General features: G+C 54.9%; 15 protein-coding genes. 8 read left to right on the top strand and 7 right to left on the bottom strand.

What is annotated here, in order from left to right; all coding sequences use genetic code 11:
• Nucleotides 1–33: 33 nt before the first annotated feature.
• The 5 genes from CPH80_RS05370 to CPH80_RS05350 all read right to left on the bottom strand — a co-directional run bounded on the left by CPH80_RS05370 (nt 34) and on the right by CPH80_RS05350 (nt 5,627).
• The gene (locus CPH80_RS05370) at nt 34–1,233 is read right to left on the bottom strand and encodes an MFS transporter (RefSeq protein ID WP_227520450.1); all 1,200 of its coding nucleotides are present in this window, start codon (nt 1,231–1,233) and stop codon (nt 34–36) included.
• Between the two features lie 129 nt (nt 1,234–1,362).
• Nucleotides 1,363–2,388 (bottom strand): phosphogluconate dehydrogenase (NAD(+)-dependent, decarboxylating), encoded by a 1,026-nt coding sequence (gene gnd / locus CPH80_RS05365; protein WP_096275950.1) that lies wholly within the window; start codon nt 2,386–2,388, stop codon nt 1,363–1,365.
• A 108-nt stretch (nt 2,389–2,496) separates the two neighbouring features.
• Nucleotides 2,497–4,722, bottom strand: coding sequence for a PepSY domain-containing protein (locus CPH80_RS05360; RefSeq protein WP_096275949.1), 2,226 nt, complete (start codon nt 4,720–4,722; stop codon nt 2,497–2,499).
• A gap of 18 nt (nt 4,723–4,740) precedes the next feature.
• The gene (locus tag CPH80_RS05355) at nt 4,741–5,214 is read right to left on the bottom strand and encodes a DUF2271 domain-containing protein (RefSeq protein ID WP_096275948.1); all 474 of its coding nucleotides are present in this window, start codon (nt 5,212–5,214) and stop codon (nt 4,741–4,743) included.
• A 17-nt stretch (nt 5,215–5,231) separates the two neighbouring features.
• Complete coding sequence (locus CPH80_RS05350; RefSeq protein ID WP_096275947.1) at nt 5,232–5,627, bottom strand: PepSY domain-containing protein; 396 nt, start codon at nt 5,625–5,627, stop codon at nt 5,232–5,234.
• 140 nt (nt 5,628–5,767) lie between these two features.
• Here CPH80_RS05350 and CPH80_RS05345 point away from each other — a divergent pair, with 140 nt between their 5' ends.
• From CPH80_RS05345 to CPH80_RS05335, 3 genes are all read left to right on the top strand, one after another.
• Nucleotides 5,768–6,433 (top strand): response regulator transcription factor, encoded by a 666-nt coding sequence (locus CPH80_RS05345; protein WP_096275946.1) that lies wholly within the window; start codon nt 5,768–5,770, stop codon nt 6,431–6,433.
• A complete protein-coding gene (locus CPH80_RS05340) occupies nt 6,423–7,751 on the top strand; it encodes an ATP-binding protein (protein ID WP_096275945.1) in 1,329 nt (442 codons plus the stop codon). The genes CPH80_RS05345 and CPH80_RS05340 overlap by 11 nt, the downstream gene beginning before the upstream one ends.
• Nucleotides 7,752–7,821: 70 nt before the next feature.
• Nucleotides 7,822–9,108 carry a ferric reductase-like transmembrane domain-containing protein gene (locus tag CPH80_RS05335; RefSeq protein WP_096275944.1) on the top strand — a complete coding sequence of 429 codons (1,287 nt, stop codon included), beginning with the start codon at nt 7,822–7,824 and terminating at the stop codon, nt 9,106–9,108.
• A 60-nt stretch (nt 9,109–9,168) separates the two neighbouring features.
• On the opposite strand, the gene CPH80_RS05330 is transcribed toward CPH80_RS05335, so the two are convergent.
• Together CPH80_RS05330 and CPH80_RS05325 are read right to left on the bottom strand one after the other, a co-directional pair.
• Entirely contained in the window at nt 9,169–10,503 is a 1,335-nt protein-coding gene (locus tag CPH80_RS05330; RefSeq protein WP_096275943.1) for an ATP-binding protein, read from the bottom strand.
• Nucleotides 10,490–11,155 (bottom strand): response regulator transcription factor, encoded by a 666-nt coding sequence (locus tag CPH80_RS05325; protein ID WP_096275942.1) that lies wholly within the window; start codon nt 11,153–11,155, stop codon nt 10,490–10,492. Before CPH80_RS05325 ends, CPH80_RS05330 begins: the two co-directional genes overlap by 14 nt.
• A 208-nt stretch (nt 11,156–11,363) precedes the next feature.
• On the opposite strand from CPH80_RS05325, the gene CPH80_RS05320 reads away from it, so the two are divergent.
• From CPH80_RS05320 to CPH80_RS05300, 5 genes are all read left to right on the top strand, one after another.
• Nucleotides 11,364–11,897, top strand: a complete 534-nt coding sequence (locus tag CPH80_RS05320) for a cupredoxin domain-containing protein (RefSeq protein WP_096275941.1) — start codon at nt 11,364–11,366, stop codon at nt 11,895–11,897.
• Nucleotides 11,898–11,984: 87 nt separating this feature from the next.
• Nucleotides 11,985–13,709, top strand: coding sequence for a copper resistance system multicopper oxidase (locus CPH80_RS05315; RefSeq protein WP_096275940.1), 1,725 nt, complete (start codon nt 11,985–11,987; stop codon nt 13,707–13,709).
• A complete protein-coding gene (locus CPH80_RS05310; RefSeq protein WP_096275939.1) occupies nt 13,706–14,455 on the top strand; it encodes a copper resistance protein B in 750 nt (249 codons plus the stop codon). The genes CPH80_RS05315 and CPH80_RS05310 overlap by 4 nt, the downstream gene beginning before the upstream one ends.
• Nucleotides 14,456–14,547: 92 nt before the next feature.
• Complete coding sequence (locus CPH80_RS05305; RefSeq protein WP_096275938.1) at nt 14,548–15,012, top strand: (2Fe-2S)-binding protein; 465 nt, start codon at nt 14,548–14,550, stop codon at nt 15,010–15,012.
• On the top strand, nt 15,009–17,339 hold the full coding sequence (locus tag CPH80_RS05300; protein ID WP_096275937.1) for a xanthine dehydrogenase family protein molybdopterin-binding subunit: 2,331 nt from the start codon (nt 15,009–15,011) through the stop codon (nt 17,337–17,339). The genes CPH80_RS05305 and CPH80_RS05300 overlap by 4 nt, the downstream gene beginning before the upstream one ends.
• The last annotated feature ends 123 nt before the right edge of the window (nt 17,340–17,462 follow it).

The following is a 17,462-nucleotide window of genomic DNA, read 5'->3' as shown; positions in this document are numbered from 1 at the left end:
TGAACAAAATTGCGGTGATTCAGTTCAGCGGAGTTAGGAACAAGCAGCTTTGTTATTTAGCTGCTTCTGCGCCATAAAGAAGACAACTAAGCCTGCCACTGCCGTGGCGGAACCCACATAGCCGGTAACGTGCCAGCCCATACCGGCGCTGATGGCCATACCGCCTAACCAAGGGCCGATCGCATTGGCAAGATTGAAAGCCGCATGGTGAGAGGCCGCCGCCAGGGTTTGAGCACCGTGCGCAACATCCATCAAATGAGTCTGTAGGGCAGGGCCCATGGCCACCATGAGTGCGACCAAAAAGCAGGCGATTAGAATGCTCCAGATGGCCCCCGTTGCAAGCGGGAACAGTGCCAGCATAACGGCGGCCCACAGCAGAATCAGCCCGACACTTTTGAATTTAAAACGATCAAACAACCAGCCGCCCAACATGTTGCCGACAAAGCCGCCCAGGCCAAATACAAATAAGGCGATAGGAATCCATATCGGCTCTACCTCAGTAACGTTCAGAAGTGTTGGCGCCAAGTAACTGAATACGCAGAACATGCCAGCAAACCCTACTGACCCGATGGCTAAGGGGTACCATATTTCCGGTCGATTGAACGCACGTAATTCGCTCAAAGAGCTGTGGCGCACTTCGTCGCGGTTTAAGGGCAGAATAAAGAAAATAAGAACCGTGGTAAGCGCGGCGACACAGGCGACGAAACCAAACGCGTATCGCCATTCTAAGTGTTGCCCCATCAAAGTGGCCAGTGGGTTACCGAACAATAAGGCCAGTGCGAGGCCCATCATAATATAGCTTACGGCTTTGGCTCTTTGATTTAGCGGCACCAGCGATGCGGCTACCAGGGCGGCAACACCGAAGTAGGCACCGTGAGGTAAGCCGGCAATAAACCGGGACATCATCAGCGTTTCATAACTGCCGGCCATGGCGCTTGCGAAATTACCCACCGCATAAAAAGCCATCAGCGCAATGAGCAGATGTTTGCGAAATAGCTGGGCCCCAAAGATTGCGAGCACAGGCGCGCCGACAACAACCCCTAACGCATATGCACTGATCAGGTGCCCAACCTGGGGCTCGGTAACGCCGAAATCCAGCGCTACGTTTGGCATCAGCCCCATAATGGCGAACTCACCGGTGCCAATCCCGAACCCGCCCATGGCGAGGGAAAATATAATCAGGATGACTTTATTGCGTGAATAGGTGGTCTCGGCAGGAGAGGGTTCGGGCATGAAGTAAAGGGCCTCGGGAGCGGTAAAATGGCGGTCGGCCATTGTATATCAAGGCCCCTATTCATACGACCGTAGCAGCGTTCCGGAGACGGTAGCCGCAGTTTCAAGGTGATGTTGCCGACGCCGAATTCATTCCGGCGCCTCTGGCGGTTTCTCCATATGACCACCGAACTCATGGCGCATGGCAGAAAGCACACGATTGGCAAAGTCTGCTTCGCCACGGGAGGAAAAACGTTCGTACAACGCGGCTGTTAGCACATGCGCCGGCACCGCTTCGTCAATCGCCGCCTGGATGGTCCAGCGGCCTTCACCCGAATCCGACACACGGCCATCGTAGGTGGACAACGTTGGATCTTTCAGCAGCGCACTGGCGGTTAGATCGAGTAGCCAGGAGCCGATAACGCTGCCGCGGCGCCAAACTTCGGCGATCTCGGGTAGATCCAGCTGGTATTGGTAAAACTCGGGATCGCGCAGAGGTGTGGTCTCGGCATCGCGTATTCTCGGGCGAAGGCCGATATCGGCATGGCGCAGAATGTCTAACCCCTCAGCATAGGCCGCCATCACTCCGTATTCGATCCCATTGTGTACCATCTTCACGAAATGCCCGGCGCCGCTCGCGCCACAGTGCAGAAAACCCTGCTCGGACTCGCTGGGTTTGCCGTGGCGCCCAGGTGTGCGTTCTGCTGCTTCAACGCCTGGGGCGAGGGCAGAGAAGAGCGGTTCTAGGTGGGACACAATCCTGATATCGCCACCGATCATCAGGCAATAGCCGCGTGTTTCGCCGGCGACACCGCCACTCGTACCAACATCGACATAATGAATGCCGGTGAGTGCGAGCTTACGCGCGCGAACGATATCGTCCCGGTAGAAAGAGTTGCCGCCGTCGATCACAATATCGCCGGGTTCCAAGTACGTGGTTAACTCATCGAGGGCAGAGTCGACAACCGCCGCCGGTAACATCAGCCAGATCGCCCGTGGCGGATCCATCTTCATTACCAGATCTTCGATCGATGTCGCGCTTACCGCACCTAGTTTACCAAGTGGCGCTGCCGCTTCAGGGCGCGTGTCGTGAACAACGCAGGTATGCTGATGAGCCATCAGGCGTCGCGTCATACTCGCACCCATGCGCCCAAGACCGATCATTCCGAGTTGCATAGCGCCCTCCAAGTTGTCCGATTTGTTCGATTTGTTCGCCTTTGATACTAGCATGCGTTTTGACATCGCTCTTAGGCCGTACGGTAGTAGAGCCTTCAGGCACAGCGATTAGTAGACATCCTCCAGGTAGCGCCCCTCGGTTCTTAACGCATCTACATCCAAGTGCAATGGCTTGAGAATGGAGTCAAATACTTGGCTTACACCAGAGGCCATGCCCCGTCCTCCACATACCAGCACCTGGGCACCTTTCTCAATCAGTTGTCGCAACTCGGTTTCATCAGCAATGATGGCGTCCTGAACATAGGCTTTTTCTGCCGATCGTGAAAACGCCGTATTCAACCCCGTAAGGCGGTGGTCATTCAGATAACCGCCAAGCTCCGGTTGATAGAGGAAATCCGATTGCGGATTGCGTCCGCCCCAATACAGGTACATTGGGCTCAGATCGGTATTTTTTCGGATAAAACCGGCCAGTGGGCCGATGCCCGCGCCGGCACCAATGAGAATAATGGGTGTCGCACCACCCGCTGGACGAAAGCCCGGGTTTTGTTGAATAAACCCGGTAATCTGATCTCCCGGTGTGAGGCTGTGCAGGTAACCTGAACACAGGCCATGGGTCTGTTTTCGCACGCAGATTTCCAACTGCCCATCTGAGTCAGAAGACGCCAGCGAATACAATCGGGCCGTGTTATCCCCTGGTGGCGCAACGCCAAACAAGTCGCCTGCCTCGAAACTCGGCCGGTGTGACCGGCTTCTGAAAGACAACATCTGCCAGAGGTTTCTACGGTCTTGTACCGGTTTGAAACGTAATATGCTGGTAGGCGCGTTTACCGCAACGCCATAGTCAACACGTTCAACAAGCTCGAACTCCGATGTGACGGCGGGCGCAGGATTATGAGTCAGTGCCAGAGAGATGCCCATGGGCTCGCTGATAGCCTCGCCCCATTCCCGAAACTGCAGTGCGGAACGGCGATCGATTAGGGTAACGGGATGCATTTGGTGCAGGCCTTTGCTACTTAGGGCAGCACCCACATCCACCGCAAACTGGCAAAATTTTGGGAACTGTTGGTCACCAAATCCCAGAACTGCAAACGCCAATCCGTCATGCGCCTGAAAGCGTGCAAGTCGAGTCATGAACTGACTGGCGGATGAGGGCGCGTCGCCGTCACCGTAGGTTGATGTCAGAACAAAAAGCACAGACGCTTGGGGATAGCGCTCTGCCAGGTCATTCATTGGCGCACAATGTACCTTCTTGCCGGCCTGACTGAGCTTACCTTGGAGATCCTTGGCAAAACCCCAGGTGGTATTGCCTTCCGAACCCACCAGAATTACTACATCCGCCGCTTCGATGCTGGCGCCTTCATCAAGACGCACGGATGATGAACGTCGCTTCCACCAGATCTGTATGCCAGTAAATGACAGTGCCGGCACGGTCAGCGCAGCCATCCCGAGAATCAGGCCTAACCACCACAGGCCTTCACTCGTATGCAAGCGGATCATCCAGTGCTGGAACTGGTTACCGGCAGAACGTGGCTGGTATTGCAGTAATTCTCCGGTTGACTGATCAACGAACCCGGAGCCCTTAGTGGTGTTCAGGGAATAGACGTCACTGGGATCGTCCGGATAAGGGAACACCAGCTCACGCAGCTCGTTGGCATCCACGTTTTTTAGCGCGATCAGAGAGCTCACCGGTAACGGTGTGCCACCTGAAACCTCCGCCGGAAATGACGGCTCCGCAGTGGCAGCCTCCGGTAGAAGGCCAAACCTTACCGCAGACATGTAGCTACCTGTCAGTGCCGACAGTAACAAACCAATAACCGCAAACCGGGCCAGCTCGGCGTGAATCCGTGGGCTACCAGAACCTGCAATCGGCTTTAAAATTGCCTTCCAGCCTCCCATACGTCGAGCCAGCAGAAACATGCCGGATAGGCAGAGCAGCAGCATTATCACAGCCAGTCCGCCTGCAAGCATTCGGCCTGCATCATCCAACAAAAAAGATCGGTGTAAGTTCTTCACCCAGCGCAAAAAGGCTGAGGGCTGATAGGGGGCAATGCCCTCACCGGTCAGGGGGTTAACCAGATCCGCGCCCGGCTGTCGGTCATGGCTGTAATAGACGACGACTTCACCTGAGAGAGAGCGCTGGATCTGCTCGGTGCCCGGATAATGCGCCACTACACGCTCGGCCAAATCAGCAACACTGAGCTCACCGGTCGCCGGGATGGTCGAGCCCGCCCGTTCGATTGCAGGTACAACGGACAAAACCACTCCGGAGGTCGCCAGCACCAACAGAAGCAGGGCTGCGACCAATCCGGGCCAACTGTGGAGCTTGCGTAACATTAACCTTGCTCCCGTTAGTTACTTGAGTTCATAAACAAAAGACTGGACATAGCCACGGCCAGAAACCGACTTACCAGAACCTTCAGTGGTCAGAGGGGCCACCACATCTGAACGGTTGTCACGCATATCTTCAACGGCGGTGTCCACACGAACCTGGTACCCGGCGTCGATCAGTGCGTCCTCAAGTTCCAGCGTCACGTTCAGGGTGCGCCCGCTGGTCACGCTGGCACCGGTCAGGCCATCGTATTCAGCCTGGTTCAGGCCACTTCCCCGGGCCCAGTCGCGTAAATGCTTGTAGTATTTACTCTTCTCACCGGCAACCCAGAGAGTCCCATGGTATTGGCCATCGGCATCGGTGAGATAGAGCGCGAGGTAAGCTCCGTCACCGCCATAATCGCTCAGTTGTGTGGTGAAGGTAACTTCCCGAGCCTGTGCGTAGGCCGGTATTGCCATGGCAGCCGCAAGGCCCAGAGCTAAGAGAATCTTTTTCATGATGCAATCTCCTTTAATTACTCAACAGTGACGCTGGGGCGGCCTTTGACGATGCCCTTACGCGACCCCCGTTCTTCGTTGGTCGGTTCGCTGTAGTTCCGTGATTTGTCACGATGGTCATCATCATCATCGTAATCGTCGTCGTCATCCTCCCGCTCCATTTCCATCAGCTCAAAGGTCGCCGGCGAGTACTCAGCTTCCACCCGATGACCATCTGGATCCCTTCCTTTGACTTCGTAACAGCCGTCATTCACCTTGATGCGGAAAACCGTCCAACCTTCCGATTCAAGCTGTTTCCGGAGATTCTCCCGGGGCTGCCATCCGGCAACCGGGTCATCGCAATCATCGTCAGCCAAGGCGTTGCTGCTCATTAGCAGCAACGAAAATGTGATAACAATGGGTTTTATATTCATCGCATGTCTCCCGTTGAATGCGTTTAAACCATCTTAGGGCTCTAACCTGACACTGGCCTGAACGGTAGCAATGCGGTTTCAGGCTGCGGTCAGGTAGCGGCTGTAGTATCTTTTAGTCAGGACTAGGCGAAGGGTGAAATATGCGGGTATTGTTGGTTGAGGATACAACCGGGTTGGGTGAGGCCGTGCGGGATCAGATCAGCGAAGATGGACATGCCGTGGATTGGGTGCAGAGCTTGGGTTTTGCTGATACCAGCGTGAAAACCACCGCTTATAATCTGATTTTGCTCGACCTGATGCTGCCGGATGGCCACGGTTTTGATTTTTTGAAAAAACTGCGGGCAACCGGCGATGCCACACCCGTGATTATTCTGACCGCCAGGGACCAGGTGTCAGACCGCATTGCAGGGCTGAATGCCGGGGCCGACGATTATCTGGTGAAACCTTTTGATTTATCTGAACTTTCTGCTCGGGTGGCCGCCGTGGCACGACGCTACCGTGGCAATCCAAATCCCCTGGTGCGTGTTGGAAACCTTGAAATAGATCTTGGTGACCACCGCATTAGCCGCAACGGTCAGCCGGTGGAGCTTACGGCACGGGAATGGGCACTATTCGAGGGTTTTCTACAGCGCCCGGGAATACTGCTATCGCGGGCTCAGCTTGAAGATCGGCTGTACGAATTCGGGGCCGAAATTGAAAGTAATACCATTGAGGTTTACATCAGCCGGCTACGCAAAAAACTGGGGCGAGATGCCATAGTGACCGTCAGAGGCATGGGTTACCGGTTGGAACTTGATGAGCACTAAAACCAGCTTGCAAAAAACGCTTGGCACCTGGCTCACCATCGGCGTGACCTTGCTCTGGCTGTTGGGCGTTATTGCGTCAGGCTTGGTCGCTCGGCACGAAATGAACGAGGTGTTCGACAGTGCGTTGGAGGAAACAGCGCAGCGTATTCTGCCGTTAGCTGTGACTGACATACTGAACAGGGAAGGGAATCTAGGCTTGGAGCGGGCATTAGCCCTGAAGGAGCATGACGAGTATCTCACTTATCTAGTTCGTGATAAGTCAGGCAAGCTCCTGCTGCAATCCCACGACGCGGATCCCCAATTTTTTGGCGCCATTCCGCGAGAAGGCTTCTCCGAAACGGCGACTCACCGGATATACGGGGAGCCCGCCATCAGCGAAACTCTATACATTGAAGTGGCCGAACCTTTAGGTCATAGGCGCGAAGCCGTGCTGGAAACGAGCCTTGCATTACTTCTGCCACTCATACTGCTGATTCCCATCAGCCTGGTCGGCGTGTGGTGGGTGATAAAACGCTCTCTTCGCAGGGTTGTTCTATTACAACAATCGATCGAAATTCGTGGTGGTGGCGATCTTTCTCCGGTAGCCGTCGATCGTCTGCCGGAAGAGTTTGAACCCATCATGATCTCAGTGAACCGTTTGCTGGAACGACTGCGCCGCGCACTTGAGGCCGAGCGCAGTTTTACTGCCAACAGCGCCCATGAATTGCGAACGCCACTGGCCACTGCGCTGGCCAAGCTCCAGCGGTTAAAGACTGAAACACAGGACGTTAAAGTTAAAACGCAAGCTGGCGAGATTGAAACGTCTCTTCGCACCCTCTCCAGGCTGTCGGAAAAGCTGCTGGAACTGGCGAAGGCTGAGGGCGGCAGCGCCTTGTCAGAAACCCCTAACAACCTTGTACCCATACTCCGAATGATCGCCAGCGATTATGAGCACCAGGCGCCCGGTCAAATTGTGCTCAACCTGCCTGACAATGGCGTTACATCGTTACTTGACCCTGATGCCTTCGCCATCCTGGTAAGAAATCTGACCGAGAACGCTCTCAGGCACGGCACGGACCATAAACCTGTGAACATTAGCCTGGCAGGCGACGGTATCCTTCGCGTGGTTAATCACGGTGAGATTGTATCGCCGGAGAAACTCGCCTTGCTGCGAAACCGGTTTGTCCGCTCTGACACAAACACAGTGGGATCCGGCATCGGGCTTGCGATTGTGGAAGCCATTGCCAGTGGTGCGGGCATTACCCTGAACCTCCGATCGCCAGCCTCAGGCCAGAGCGACGGCTTTGAAGCCGAACTTAATATTACTGTGGTCGAATGAAAACCGGACCTTTAAGGCTGGTGTCAGGTTAACCCTGCAGAATTCAAACAAACCCAGTCGGAGTTTGTTTGTGCCCAACCTACGTACCAGTGTCACCCTTTTTCTGCTGTTGGCGGTTCAGCTCAGTTTCTGGACCCCTGGGCTCAGTTATGAGCACTTACTGACGCTCAATGGCTACCTTGCCATCAATTTCATGTCCATCACTATGCTGCTGGCTACCCGACCTGGATGGCTGGAATCTCCGCTAGGTGGTCTGGACAGAATGTACCAGCTGCATAAATGCACCGGCATTCTGGCAGTCATTTTTGCCCTGGCACACTGGCTGATCGAAATGGCGGATGATGCTCTCGAAGCCCTGTTTGGAACCGATCGGGGCTTAAAGGAAGCCAACTTTTCGGGCTTGCTGGACAGTCTTCAGGATGGCGCTGAAGACCTAGGCGAACCCGGCCTGTATCTGCTGGTGTTTCTGGTTGTCATTACCCTGATTCGCTGGGTGCCCTACGGTTACTGGCGTTACCTGCACAGAGTGATGCCGCTGATTTATCTGGCACTGGCCGCACATGCCGTATTGTTGGCTCCGCTGCAGTGGTGGCAACAACCCATCGGCTGGCTGATGGCATTATTAATGGTGGGCGGTGCCATCGCGAGCCTGCAATCGCTGACGGGACAAATCGGAAGGAGTCGCCGCTACAAGGGGCTGGTTCAGGCCGTCAAGCGGACATCGGCGAACATCACCGAAGTCGTCTGCGACATGGGCAACAGCTGGCCCGGGCACCGAGCCGGACAATTCGCCCTGGTGACCTTCGATCGGATCGAAGGGGCACACCCTTTCAGTCTGTCCTGTGCGGACAATACCAGCGGTCTGCTCAGTTTTCAGATCAAGGCGTTGGGAGACTACACCCGCAAGATCCCGCAGCAGCTACACAGTGGTCAGGCTGTTACGCTCGAAGGTCCCTATGGTCGTTTTAATCTCGACAGCGGCAGAAAAAATGCCCAGCAGATCTGGGTGGCCGGCGGCATCGGTATCACACCGTTTCTGGCAGCACTGGAGAGCCGCCTGATCAATGCCGAGCAAGAGCGTCCTGCAGTCACGCTTCATTACTGCACCGCCGGTGCGGCGAATGATCCAATTTTGACTCGTGTGCAACAACTGACGAAGAAACTTCCTGACATAGCACTGCACATCCACGATAGTATGCAGGGGCAGCGATTGACCGCGAACCAACTACAAATCCATAACTCCAAAGTGGATATCTGGTTCTGCGGGCCACAAGGCCTCGCAAAAGCCCTGCGAAGCGGACTGAAGCAACAGGCCGTTTCATTACGCTTTCATCAGGAATTTCTTGAGTTTCGCTGAGCGCCGGTGTGGTGGTCACACCCCGTCACCCCAGATCCTTAACGAGATTAATGTGCTGATTTACAGGTCTATTTCGATCAGTACTTTCAAGCCTCCTTTTGACCCATTTGAAAAAGAGGTATCACCTCCATAACGACCAACAATCTCACGAACGATAGCAAGACCAAGCCCATGACCGGGAGTTTGTTCATCGAGCCGCCGCCCTCTCTGGCCCAAGTGCATCCTTTTATCCTCTGCAACCCCGGAGCCGTCGTCAGTTACAATGATCTGCGCCGAACCATTACGCTGTTCTAAAGAGAGTTCAACGCATTCTGCGGACCATTTTCCGGCATTATCGAGTAAATTCCCCAATATTTCGTTTAGATCATGCTCCTCAATCGGCCAGCGAGATTCATCGGTGAGGGAGGTCGATAGTTCGAATGATCGTTCCGGGTAAAGCCGGCCCAGCATCCATAAAAGATCCCGGGCTTGCTTGACGGGATATGCACTTTTACCGATCTGCGGCCCGGCAAACTGACTGCGCCGCATTTCCGCTTCCAACTGCCGGTCGATATCACCAAGCCGCGATCCCATCTCATGCCTCAGGTCGTTATCAAGCGGGCGGCTGGTATCTTCGAGAACTTGTCTAACGGCCGCGATGGGCGTTTTGACACTGTGAGACAGGTTTGCAAGCGCTTCCCGGGAGCGCTCAAGCCGTTGATCCAGAGAATCCAGCAGTTGATTGAGTTGCTGCACCAATGGCCGGAATTCTTCCGGAGCCTGTGCGTTGATCCGGGATATTTCCCCGCTCTGTAATCGTTTGAGAGCGGCCTGCAGCGAAACCACGGGCCGCATTGACAGGTTAATACCAAACCAGATAATCCCCACAAGTAAAAAGATCAGTAAGATCGATACGATTGCTGTCCATGCATGCAGCTCTGCCTGGCTGTTTTGCAGCGCACCCATATCCTCTGAAACGATGACCGTAATAGGGGTGTCTTTTACAAAAAATGATTTTCGATAGGCGAGAATGTCGGAAGGCAAGTCGGGTACCTTCGCATTGTGTACCTCGATACCTTGCTGTTCGCCAGATTGCAGCAAAGGGCTTATCAGTGGGTGCCACGATTGCGGAGATATGACCGTTTGATTCGGGGACTGGATAGCAAAGGCATGGTGAAATACCTCCTCAAAATAGTCACCGGTCTGAAGCATGTCTATTTTGCCTTCGGCTTGACGAATATGGTGTTCCAGGAAGGCCACTTCGTCTTTGAGGCGGCTTTCTACAAACTCCCGAGACATCCTTTCCAAAAGTAACCCGTGTACAAGCCATGCGATAGCCATCAGGCCAATACCTGCGGGCAACAGCAGGAGTAGGAGCGCTCCTTTTACCGATACTGGCTTTTTAAACAGCGTCATTAAAGAGATATCCCTGGCCGCGCCGCGTGGCGATAGTCTCCGGCCCGACCAGCTTTCTCAGGCGCCGGATATAGGCTTCGATGATATTGTCATTTGGGCTTTCGTTTAGATTGTACAGCTGCTCCATGAGCTGATCTTTGGAAAAAATATGGCCAGGCCGGCTCATCAGGCATCGCAGTAGCCGGAATTCCGTGCCAGTCAGACTGAGTTCTGCACCATCTTGGCCTTTCAGGCACTGACGATTCTCATCCAGCTCAAAACGCCCCACCTTCACCGACGAGTGAACTCTGCCTTCGCTCCTCCGCATGATGGCGTTCAATCTGGCGATCAGTTCTTCGGTTTGAAAGGGCTTAGCCAGGTAGTCGTCAGCGCCTGCTTTCAGGCCGTTTACTTTATCTTGCCAGTCACCCCTTGCGGTCAGTATCAGTACAGGGAAAGTGGCTTTGCTTGTGCGCCATCTCCTCAGCACATCCAGGCCATTTCCGTCTGGCAGACCGAGATCCAGAACGCCTGCTTTGTAGTCTTCCTGCTCTCCCAGAATAACGGCCTCTTTAGCGGTACGAGTCACATCCACGCTGAAACCGGCTTTCTCAAGCTGGCCGGCAAGCCCCTCGGCAAGCAATCGGTCGTCCTCTACCAGCAGTAATCTCATTTGTCGTTCCCTTCTTTCCGCCAAAATAGGCCGAGGCAGTATCGCGCATCAACCTGAATTCAGCCTGAACTGAAAATAGTTCGGTATTTTCAGAAAGAGTTCAGGTTGATCAGCGATGGTACCAAGCGTTTTAGCCAAATGCCCACGTTGTCGGATGAACCCATTGGGTTTTGAAAGCACGCTATGCCATATCACAGGAGAAAGTTTGATGAGCGCATCAAAGTTCGTATTCGCAGCAGTAGCCATGTCAATTTCAGTAACAGCGCTTGGGGCTGGTGCTCACGGAGGTGGGCACGGCCAGGGCGCCAGCAGCGGTGAACCGGGTAAAGCCTCGGACGCCGGTCGCAGTATTACGGTGGAGATGTACGACAACTACTACGAACCTGAAGCTATCGAGGTCAAGCCAGGTGAAACGGTGCGCTTTGTCGTTGAGAACAAAGGGAAGCTGGTGCACGAATTCAATATCGGGACCCCGGACATGCATGAGGCGCATCAAAAAGAAATGAAGATGATGGTAGAACACGGCGTTATTCAGGGAGGCAAACTCAATCACGACATGATGGAAATGGATATGGGCAACGGCCAGTCCATGAAGCATGACGACCCCAACAGTGTGTTGTTAGAGCCGGGCGAGAGCAAAGAAGTTGTTTGGAAGTTCTCGGAAAAGGGAAATATTGAATTCGCCTGCAACGTTCCAGGGCACTACGAGGCCGGCATGTACGGCGATGTGAATTTTAAATAGTTGTTAGCAGGCTCTAGGTAACCGAAGCGCCGGCTTGAGAGCTTGCGCTTCGAGCATTGTAAATCAAGTAGTTAGGAGTATTTGACCATGAAAATGGCCTTTCTTGCAGGCACTTTGGGCCTGCTTTTGCCTGTTATGGGCTTGGCGGGTGAGTACGACTTGACGGTCGATCGGGTCGAAATCGACACGGGCGACTTTGTCAAAGAGGGTATTGGCTACAACGGCAAATCCCCGGGACCGGTTATGCGCTTCAAGGAAGGCGAAGAGGTTTCCATCAACGTGACCAACAATCTTGATGAGATGACTTCGATCCACTGGCATGGTTTGATCCTGCCTTTCAACCAGGATGGCGTGCCCGGCATCAGTTTCCCAGGTATCAAGCCCGGGGAAACCTTTACCTATAAGTTCCCAATCACACAGTCGGGCACTTACTGGTTTCACAGCCACTCTGGCTTCCAGGAGCCGGATGGCGCCTACGGTGCCATTGTGATTGAAGCCGAAGGCCGTGAACCGTTTCGTTACAACCGCGATTACGTGGTTCAGCTGACGGACAAGCACCCGCATTCCGGCGACCGCATTATGCGGAATCTCAAAATGATGCCGGATTATTACAACCGTGAGCAGCAGACTGTCGGGGAATTCTTCTCAGACGTCTCTGAAAACGGTCTGATGACCACCGTGAAAGATCGTATGGCGTGGGGCGATATGCGCATGATGAAAGCGGATGTCGAGGACGTGCAGGGTTTCACCGGCCTGATTAACGGCAAAGGCCCCGACCAGAACTGGACTGGCATTTTCGCGCCGGGCGAGCGGATTCGGCTGCGTTTTATTAACTCCTCAGCCATGACCTATTTTGATATCCGTATTCCGGGTCTGGAAATGACCGTTGTACAGGCGGATGGCAATAATGTGCAGCCGGTCAGTGTGGATGAGTTCCGCATTGGTGTGGCAGAAACCTTCGACGTCATCGTGCGGCCCAGAGAGGAACAGGCTTACACGATTTTTGCCGAATCCATGGGACGCTCAGGATATGCGAGAGGAACACTGGCGCCTGAGGCGGGGATGGTCGCTGCGGTGCCAGAATTGCGTGAGCCGGCCCGTTTGACCATGGCAGACATGAGTGGCATGCCTGGTATGGATCACGGCAGCATGGAAGGTATGGAAGGTATGGAAGGTATGGATCATGGCAGCATGGGGAATATGGAAGGAATGGAGGGAATGGATCACACCAAAATGGAAGGCATGGATCATTCCGCCATGGACATGTCTGGAGGAGATGGAAGCGATCCTTTCTACGCAAAGGGCAGTGGTTTACTCCCGGAGGCGGCCAATGGGGGCAAGTTCCTGTCTTATGCGGATCTGAGAGCCCAGGAACCACTCTTTGAGGACCGTGAGGCCTCCCGGGAAATCGAATTGCGTCTTACCGGGAACATGGAACGCTATATCTGGAGCATTAATGGCGTCAAATACGAAGATGCCGACCCCATTCGACTGCAATACGGCGAACGGGTCCGTTTCAAGTTTGTGAATGAAACCATGATGACCCACCCCATGCACTTACATGGCATGTGGTCCATTCTGGATGTCGGCGCTGGCCAGATGAACCCCATCAAACATACGGTCAGCGTTCAGCCGGGCACCACGGTTTATATGGAAACCGAGGTGGATGCGCCGGGACAGTGGGCCTTCCATTGTCACCTGTCTTACCACGCCGCGGCGGGTATGTTCCGTAAAATCATTGTTGAGGGCGGCCCCGAAACCAAGAAGGCTACTGCCGAAGACCCAATTGCCGAAGACGGAGGTGATGCATGATTCGTTGGATCTCACTGGTTGCGACTGCTGTATTGGGGGTGAGCATCATACCGGCAGTGGCCTCCGCTCAAGAGCGAATACAAGACACCACCGCGCGTAAAATGCCGCTGAACGTCTGGGGGGCTCAGTTCGAGGAATTCGAGTACCGCTACAGTGACAATGATGAAGAACTGGGTGTATGGAACGGCGACATTTTCTATGGCACAGACGAATTTAAAATTCGCTGGCTTACAAAAGGCGAGTACGCCATAGAAGAGAAGGCATACGAAACGCTGGAGAACCAGCTTGTCGGCCAAACCCCCATTTCTGACTTCTTTGATGCCAAGGCCGGTCTCAGGTTTGACACACCGGAAGGTCCTGACCGCACCTACGCTGTTTTGGGCATCACGGGGCTTGCGCCGCAGTGGTTTGAAATTGATGCTAATCTGTATGTCAGCCAGGACGGAGACACCTCAACCGCGCTGGATGCCGAATACGAACTCCTGCTGACCAACCATTGGATTCTAGGCGCCACTCTGGATGCAACCGTCGCATTCAGTGAAGACCGGGAGATTGGGGTCGGCAAGGGGCTGGTTTCCACAGAAACCGGGCTGCGGTTAAGTTATGACCTGATTGATCGTTCTTTCTCACCCTATATTGGTGTCGTTCATGAGCGCAAATATGGCGACACCGCCGATTTCGCTGAAGCAGGAGGCGACAATGTAGAAGACTGGTTCGCGGTGGTGGGGGCAAGAATCTCCTTCTGATTCGGGTTGGTGACAATTTCTCATAGCTGCTAAGTTTAAAGTCATTCCATAAATGACTGTGTGGGCTAAACCGCAGACTAACGGAGAGACCAATGATTGCCCTAACCATAAACGGAAAACAGCACGAGCTGGACGTTCCCGATAACATGCCGCTGCTTTGGGCCATTCGGGATGTTGTTGGCATGAAAGGCACCAAGTTTGGATGCGGTATCTCGCAGTGCGGTGCCTGCACCGTTCACCTGAACGGGGTAGCGATACGGTCCTGTGTCACGCCGGTCTCCGCCGCCAAGGGCGAGATTACAACCATTGAGGCCATGGCCGACGATCCGGTTGGCCAGAAAGTCCAGCAGGCCTGGCTCGACCTAGGGGTGGCTCAATGCGGTTATTGCCAGGGTGGCCAGATCATGAACGCCACGGCTCTGTTAAAGAAAACCCCAGCACCGGAAACCCAGGAAATTGTTGACGCCATGGCGGGCAACCTGTGTCGGTGTGGTACCTACAATCGCATCCTGGCGGCCATTGAACGGGCTGCAGACAAGCAGGAGGCCAGCTCATGAGCCGATCAGACGATACACTGTTGCTCGCCAACGTTAGCCGCCGCGGTCTTTTAAAAGGATTGGCCGGGGGCTCTGCGCTCCTGTTGGCCGCCCGCTGGGATCTGGGGCTGGCCAATGAACAGACCCAGTTTGGCGCCGGCGCCATGCCCGGTGGGTGGGTTGATAACCCGAATGTGTTTATCCACATCGATTCCGACGGACTGGTTACTATTGTCAACAATCGTGCCGAAATGGGGCAGGGTATTCGCACGAGCCTGGTTATGGTTGCTGCCGACGAGCTGGGCGCAGACTGGGATCAGGTTCGGGTGCGGCAGGCGGAAGGAGATCAGGGTAAGTACGGCAACCAGAATACCGATGGTTCTCGCAGCATGCGTCACTGGTACCAACCCATGCGCCGTGCAGCCGCCGCCGCCAGGCTAATGCTTGAGCAGGCCGCAGCCAATCAATGGGGGGTACCCGTGCACGAGGTGCGAGCCGAGATCCACAAGGTGGTGCACCCAGCCACGGGCCGGGAACTCGGCTTCGGAGACCTCGCAGAAGCAGCGAGGGAGCTGGATGTCCCTGGTCGGCACGACCTGGTTCTGAAATCCGACAGTGAGCTGCGCTTTATTGGCAAGGAATCCGGGCTGATCAACGGTGAACTGAAATCCGCCCATCCCAAGGCCATAGATGGTGAAGACATTGTCTCCGGAAAGGCGATTTTTGGCGCCGATATCGACCTGAAGAATACGCTCTACGCGGTCGTGGCTCGCCCGCCAGTCTACGGCGCCAAGGTGAAAAACGTCGATGACAGCGATGCATTAAAAGTTGCCGGCGTCAAAAAAGTGATCCGCATTGAAGGCACTGGCCAGCCCGCGGCATTCAACCCTTTGGGTGGCATTGCCGTGGTAGCCACCAATACCTGGGCCGCCATGGAAGGTCGCAGAGCCCTGAAGATCGAGTGGGACAATGCTCCGGCCGGCAACAATGCCGACTACACCTCCGATGCTTTCCGAGAGTCCCTGGAGAAGGCGGCACAATCCCCCGGCAAAGTTATCCGCCAATCCGGCGATGTCGAGGCCGCTCTGCAAGAGGCCGAAAAGCGTGTATCAGCAACTTACTATATGCCCCACATGGCTCAGGCCCCCATGGAGCCCCCAGTGGCAGTGGTGATGATCAAGGACGGTAAGGCCGAGGCCTGGGCGCCGGTTCAACACCCAAGGGCGGCCCGGGAAGGTATCGCGGGAATGCTGGAGATGGATCTGGAAAATGTAACCCTTCATCAAACACTGCTCGGCGGTGGCTTCGGCCGCAAGTCGAAACCGGATTTTGTGATGGAGGCAGCCTTAGTGGCGAAGGAGTTCGAGGGGCAACCGATCAAACTGCAGTGGTCCCGCGAGGATGATATCAGCCATACCTACTTTCATACGGTCTCCGTCGATCATCTGGAAGCGGGCCTGGACGGGGAGGGCAAGGCGACCAGCTGGCGCCACCGGACCCTGTCTCCCAGCATCACCTCGCTCTTTGCCCCGGATCCCAAGCATATAGCGGAATTCGAGCAGGGCATGGGCTTCAACACCATGCCATTCAATATTCCCGCTATTCGGCTGGAAAACCCACCCGCACCGGCTCATGTGCGTATCGGCTGGTTCCGTTCGGTGTACAACCTGCCCCACGCTTGGGCCATCCAGAGTTTTGCCCATGAAATGGCGGTGGCAGCCGGTAAGGACCACCGGGACTATGTTCTGGATCTACTTGGGCCAGACCGTGAAATTCATAACCTGACCGTCGGCGATGGCTGGAACTACGGTGAGGATCCGGACAAGCACCCTATAGACGTGGCCCGGATGCGCCGGGTGATTGAGCGCGCCACTAAAGAGGCGGGCTGGGGGCGCAAGACCGGCAAGGGCCGTGGTTTGGGCCTGGCTTTCCACAACAGCTTTGTCTCCTACACCGCCATTGTGTTTGACGTGGAAGTGGACGATCAGGGTGAACTGACCATTCATCGGGCGGACATTGCCTTCGACTGTGGGCCCCAAGCCAATCCGGAACGAATCCGGTCACAGATGGAGGGTTCCTGCGTGATGGGTATCGGTGTCGCCCTGCAAAGCGAGGTAACGTTCAAGGATGGTGTTGCCCAGCAGGATAACTTCGACAGCTACCTGATCCCACGAATGCCCAATGCGCCGAAAGTGGTCAGGGTGCACCTGATCGACAATCCCAATGATGCCATGGGCGGTGTGGGCGAACCCGGCCTGCCGCCAGTGGCTCCGGCACTGTGCAATGCCATCTACGCGGCTACCGGGAAGCGTATCCGGCGTCTTCCTGTCGGCAACCAGCTGAGCTGACTTTGAGTTACTGTTGACGAATATCTAAAATTTGACGCTGGATCGTTACCGGCAGATTCGCGACGCAGCTAACCAACAGTTGGGGATAATTCAGCCCAAGGCGCAATAAGACCGATCAATACT

This window comes from Marinobacter sp. LV10R510-11A, from assembly GCF_900215155.1.
Classification (GTDB): Bacteria; Pseudomonadota; Gammaproteobacteria; order Pseudomonadales; family Oleiphilaceae; genus Marinobacter.
Note: the sequence above shows the minus strand (reverse complement) of the source record. Positions and strands in the feature narration are given on the sequence as shown.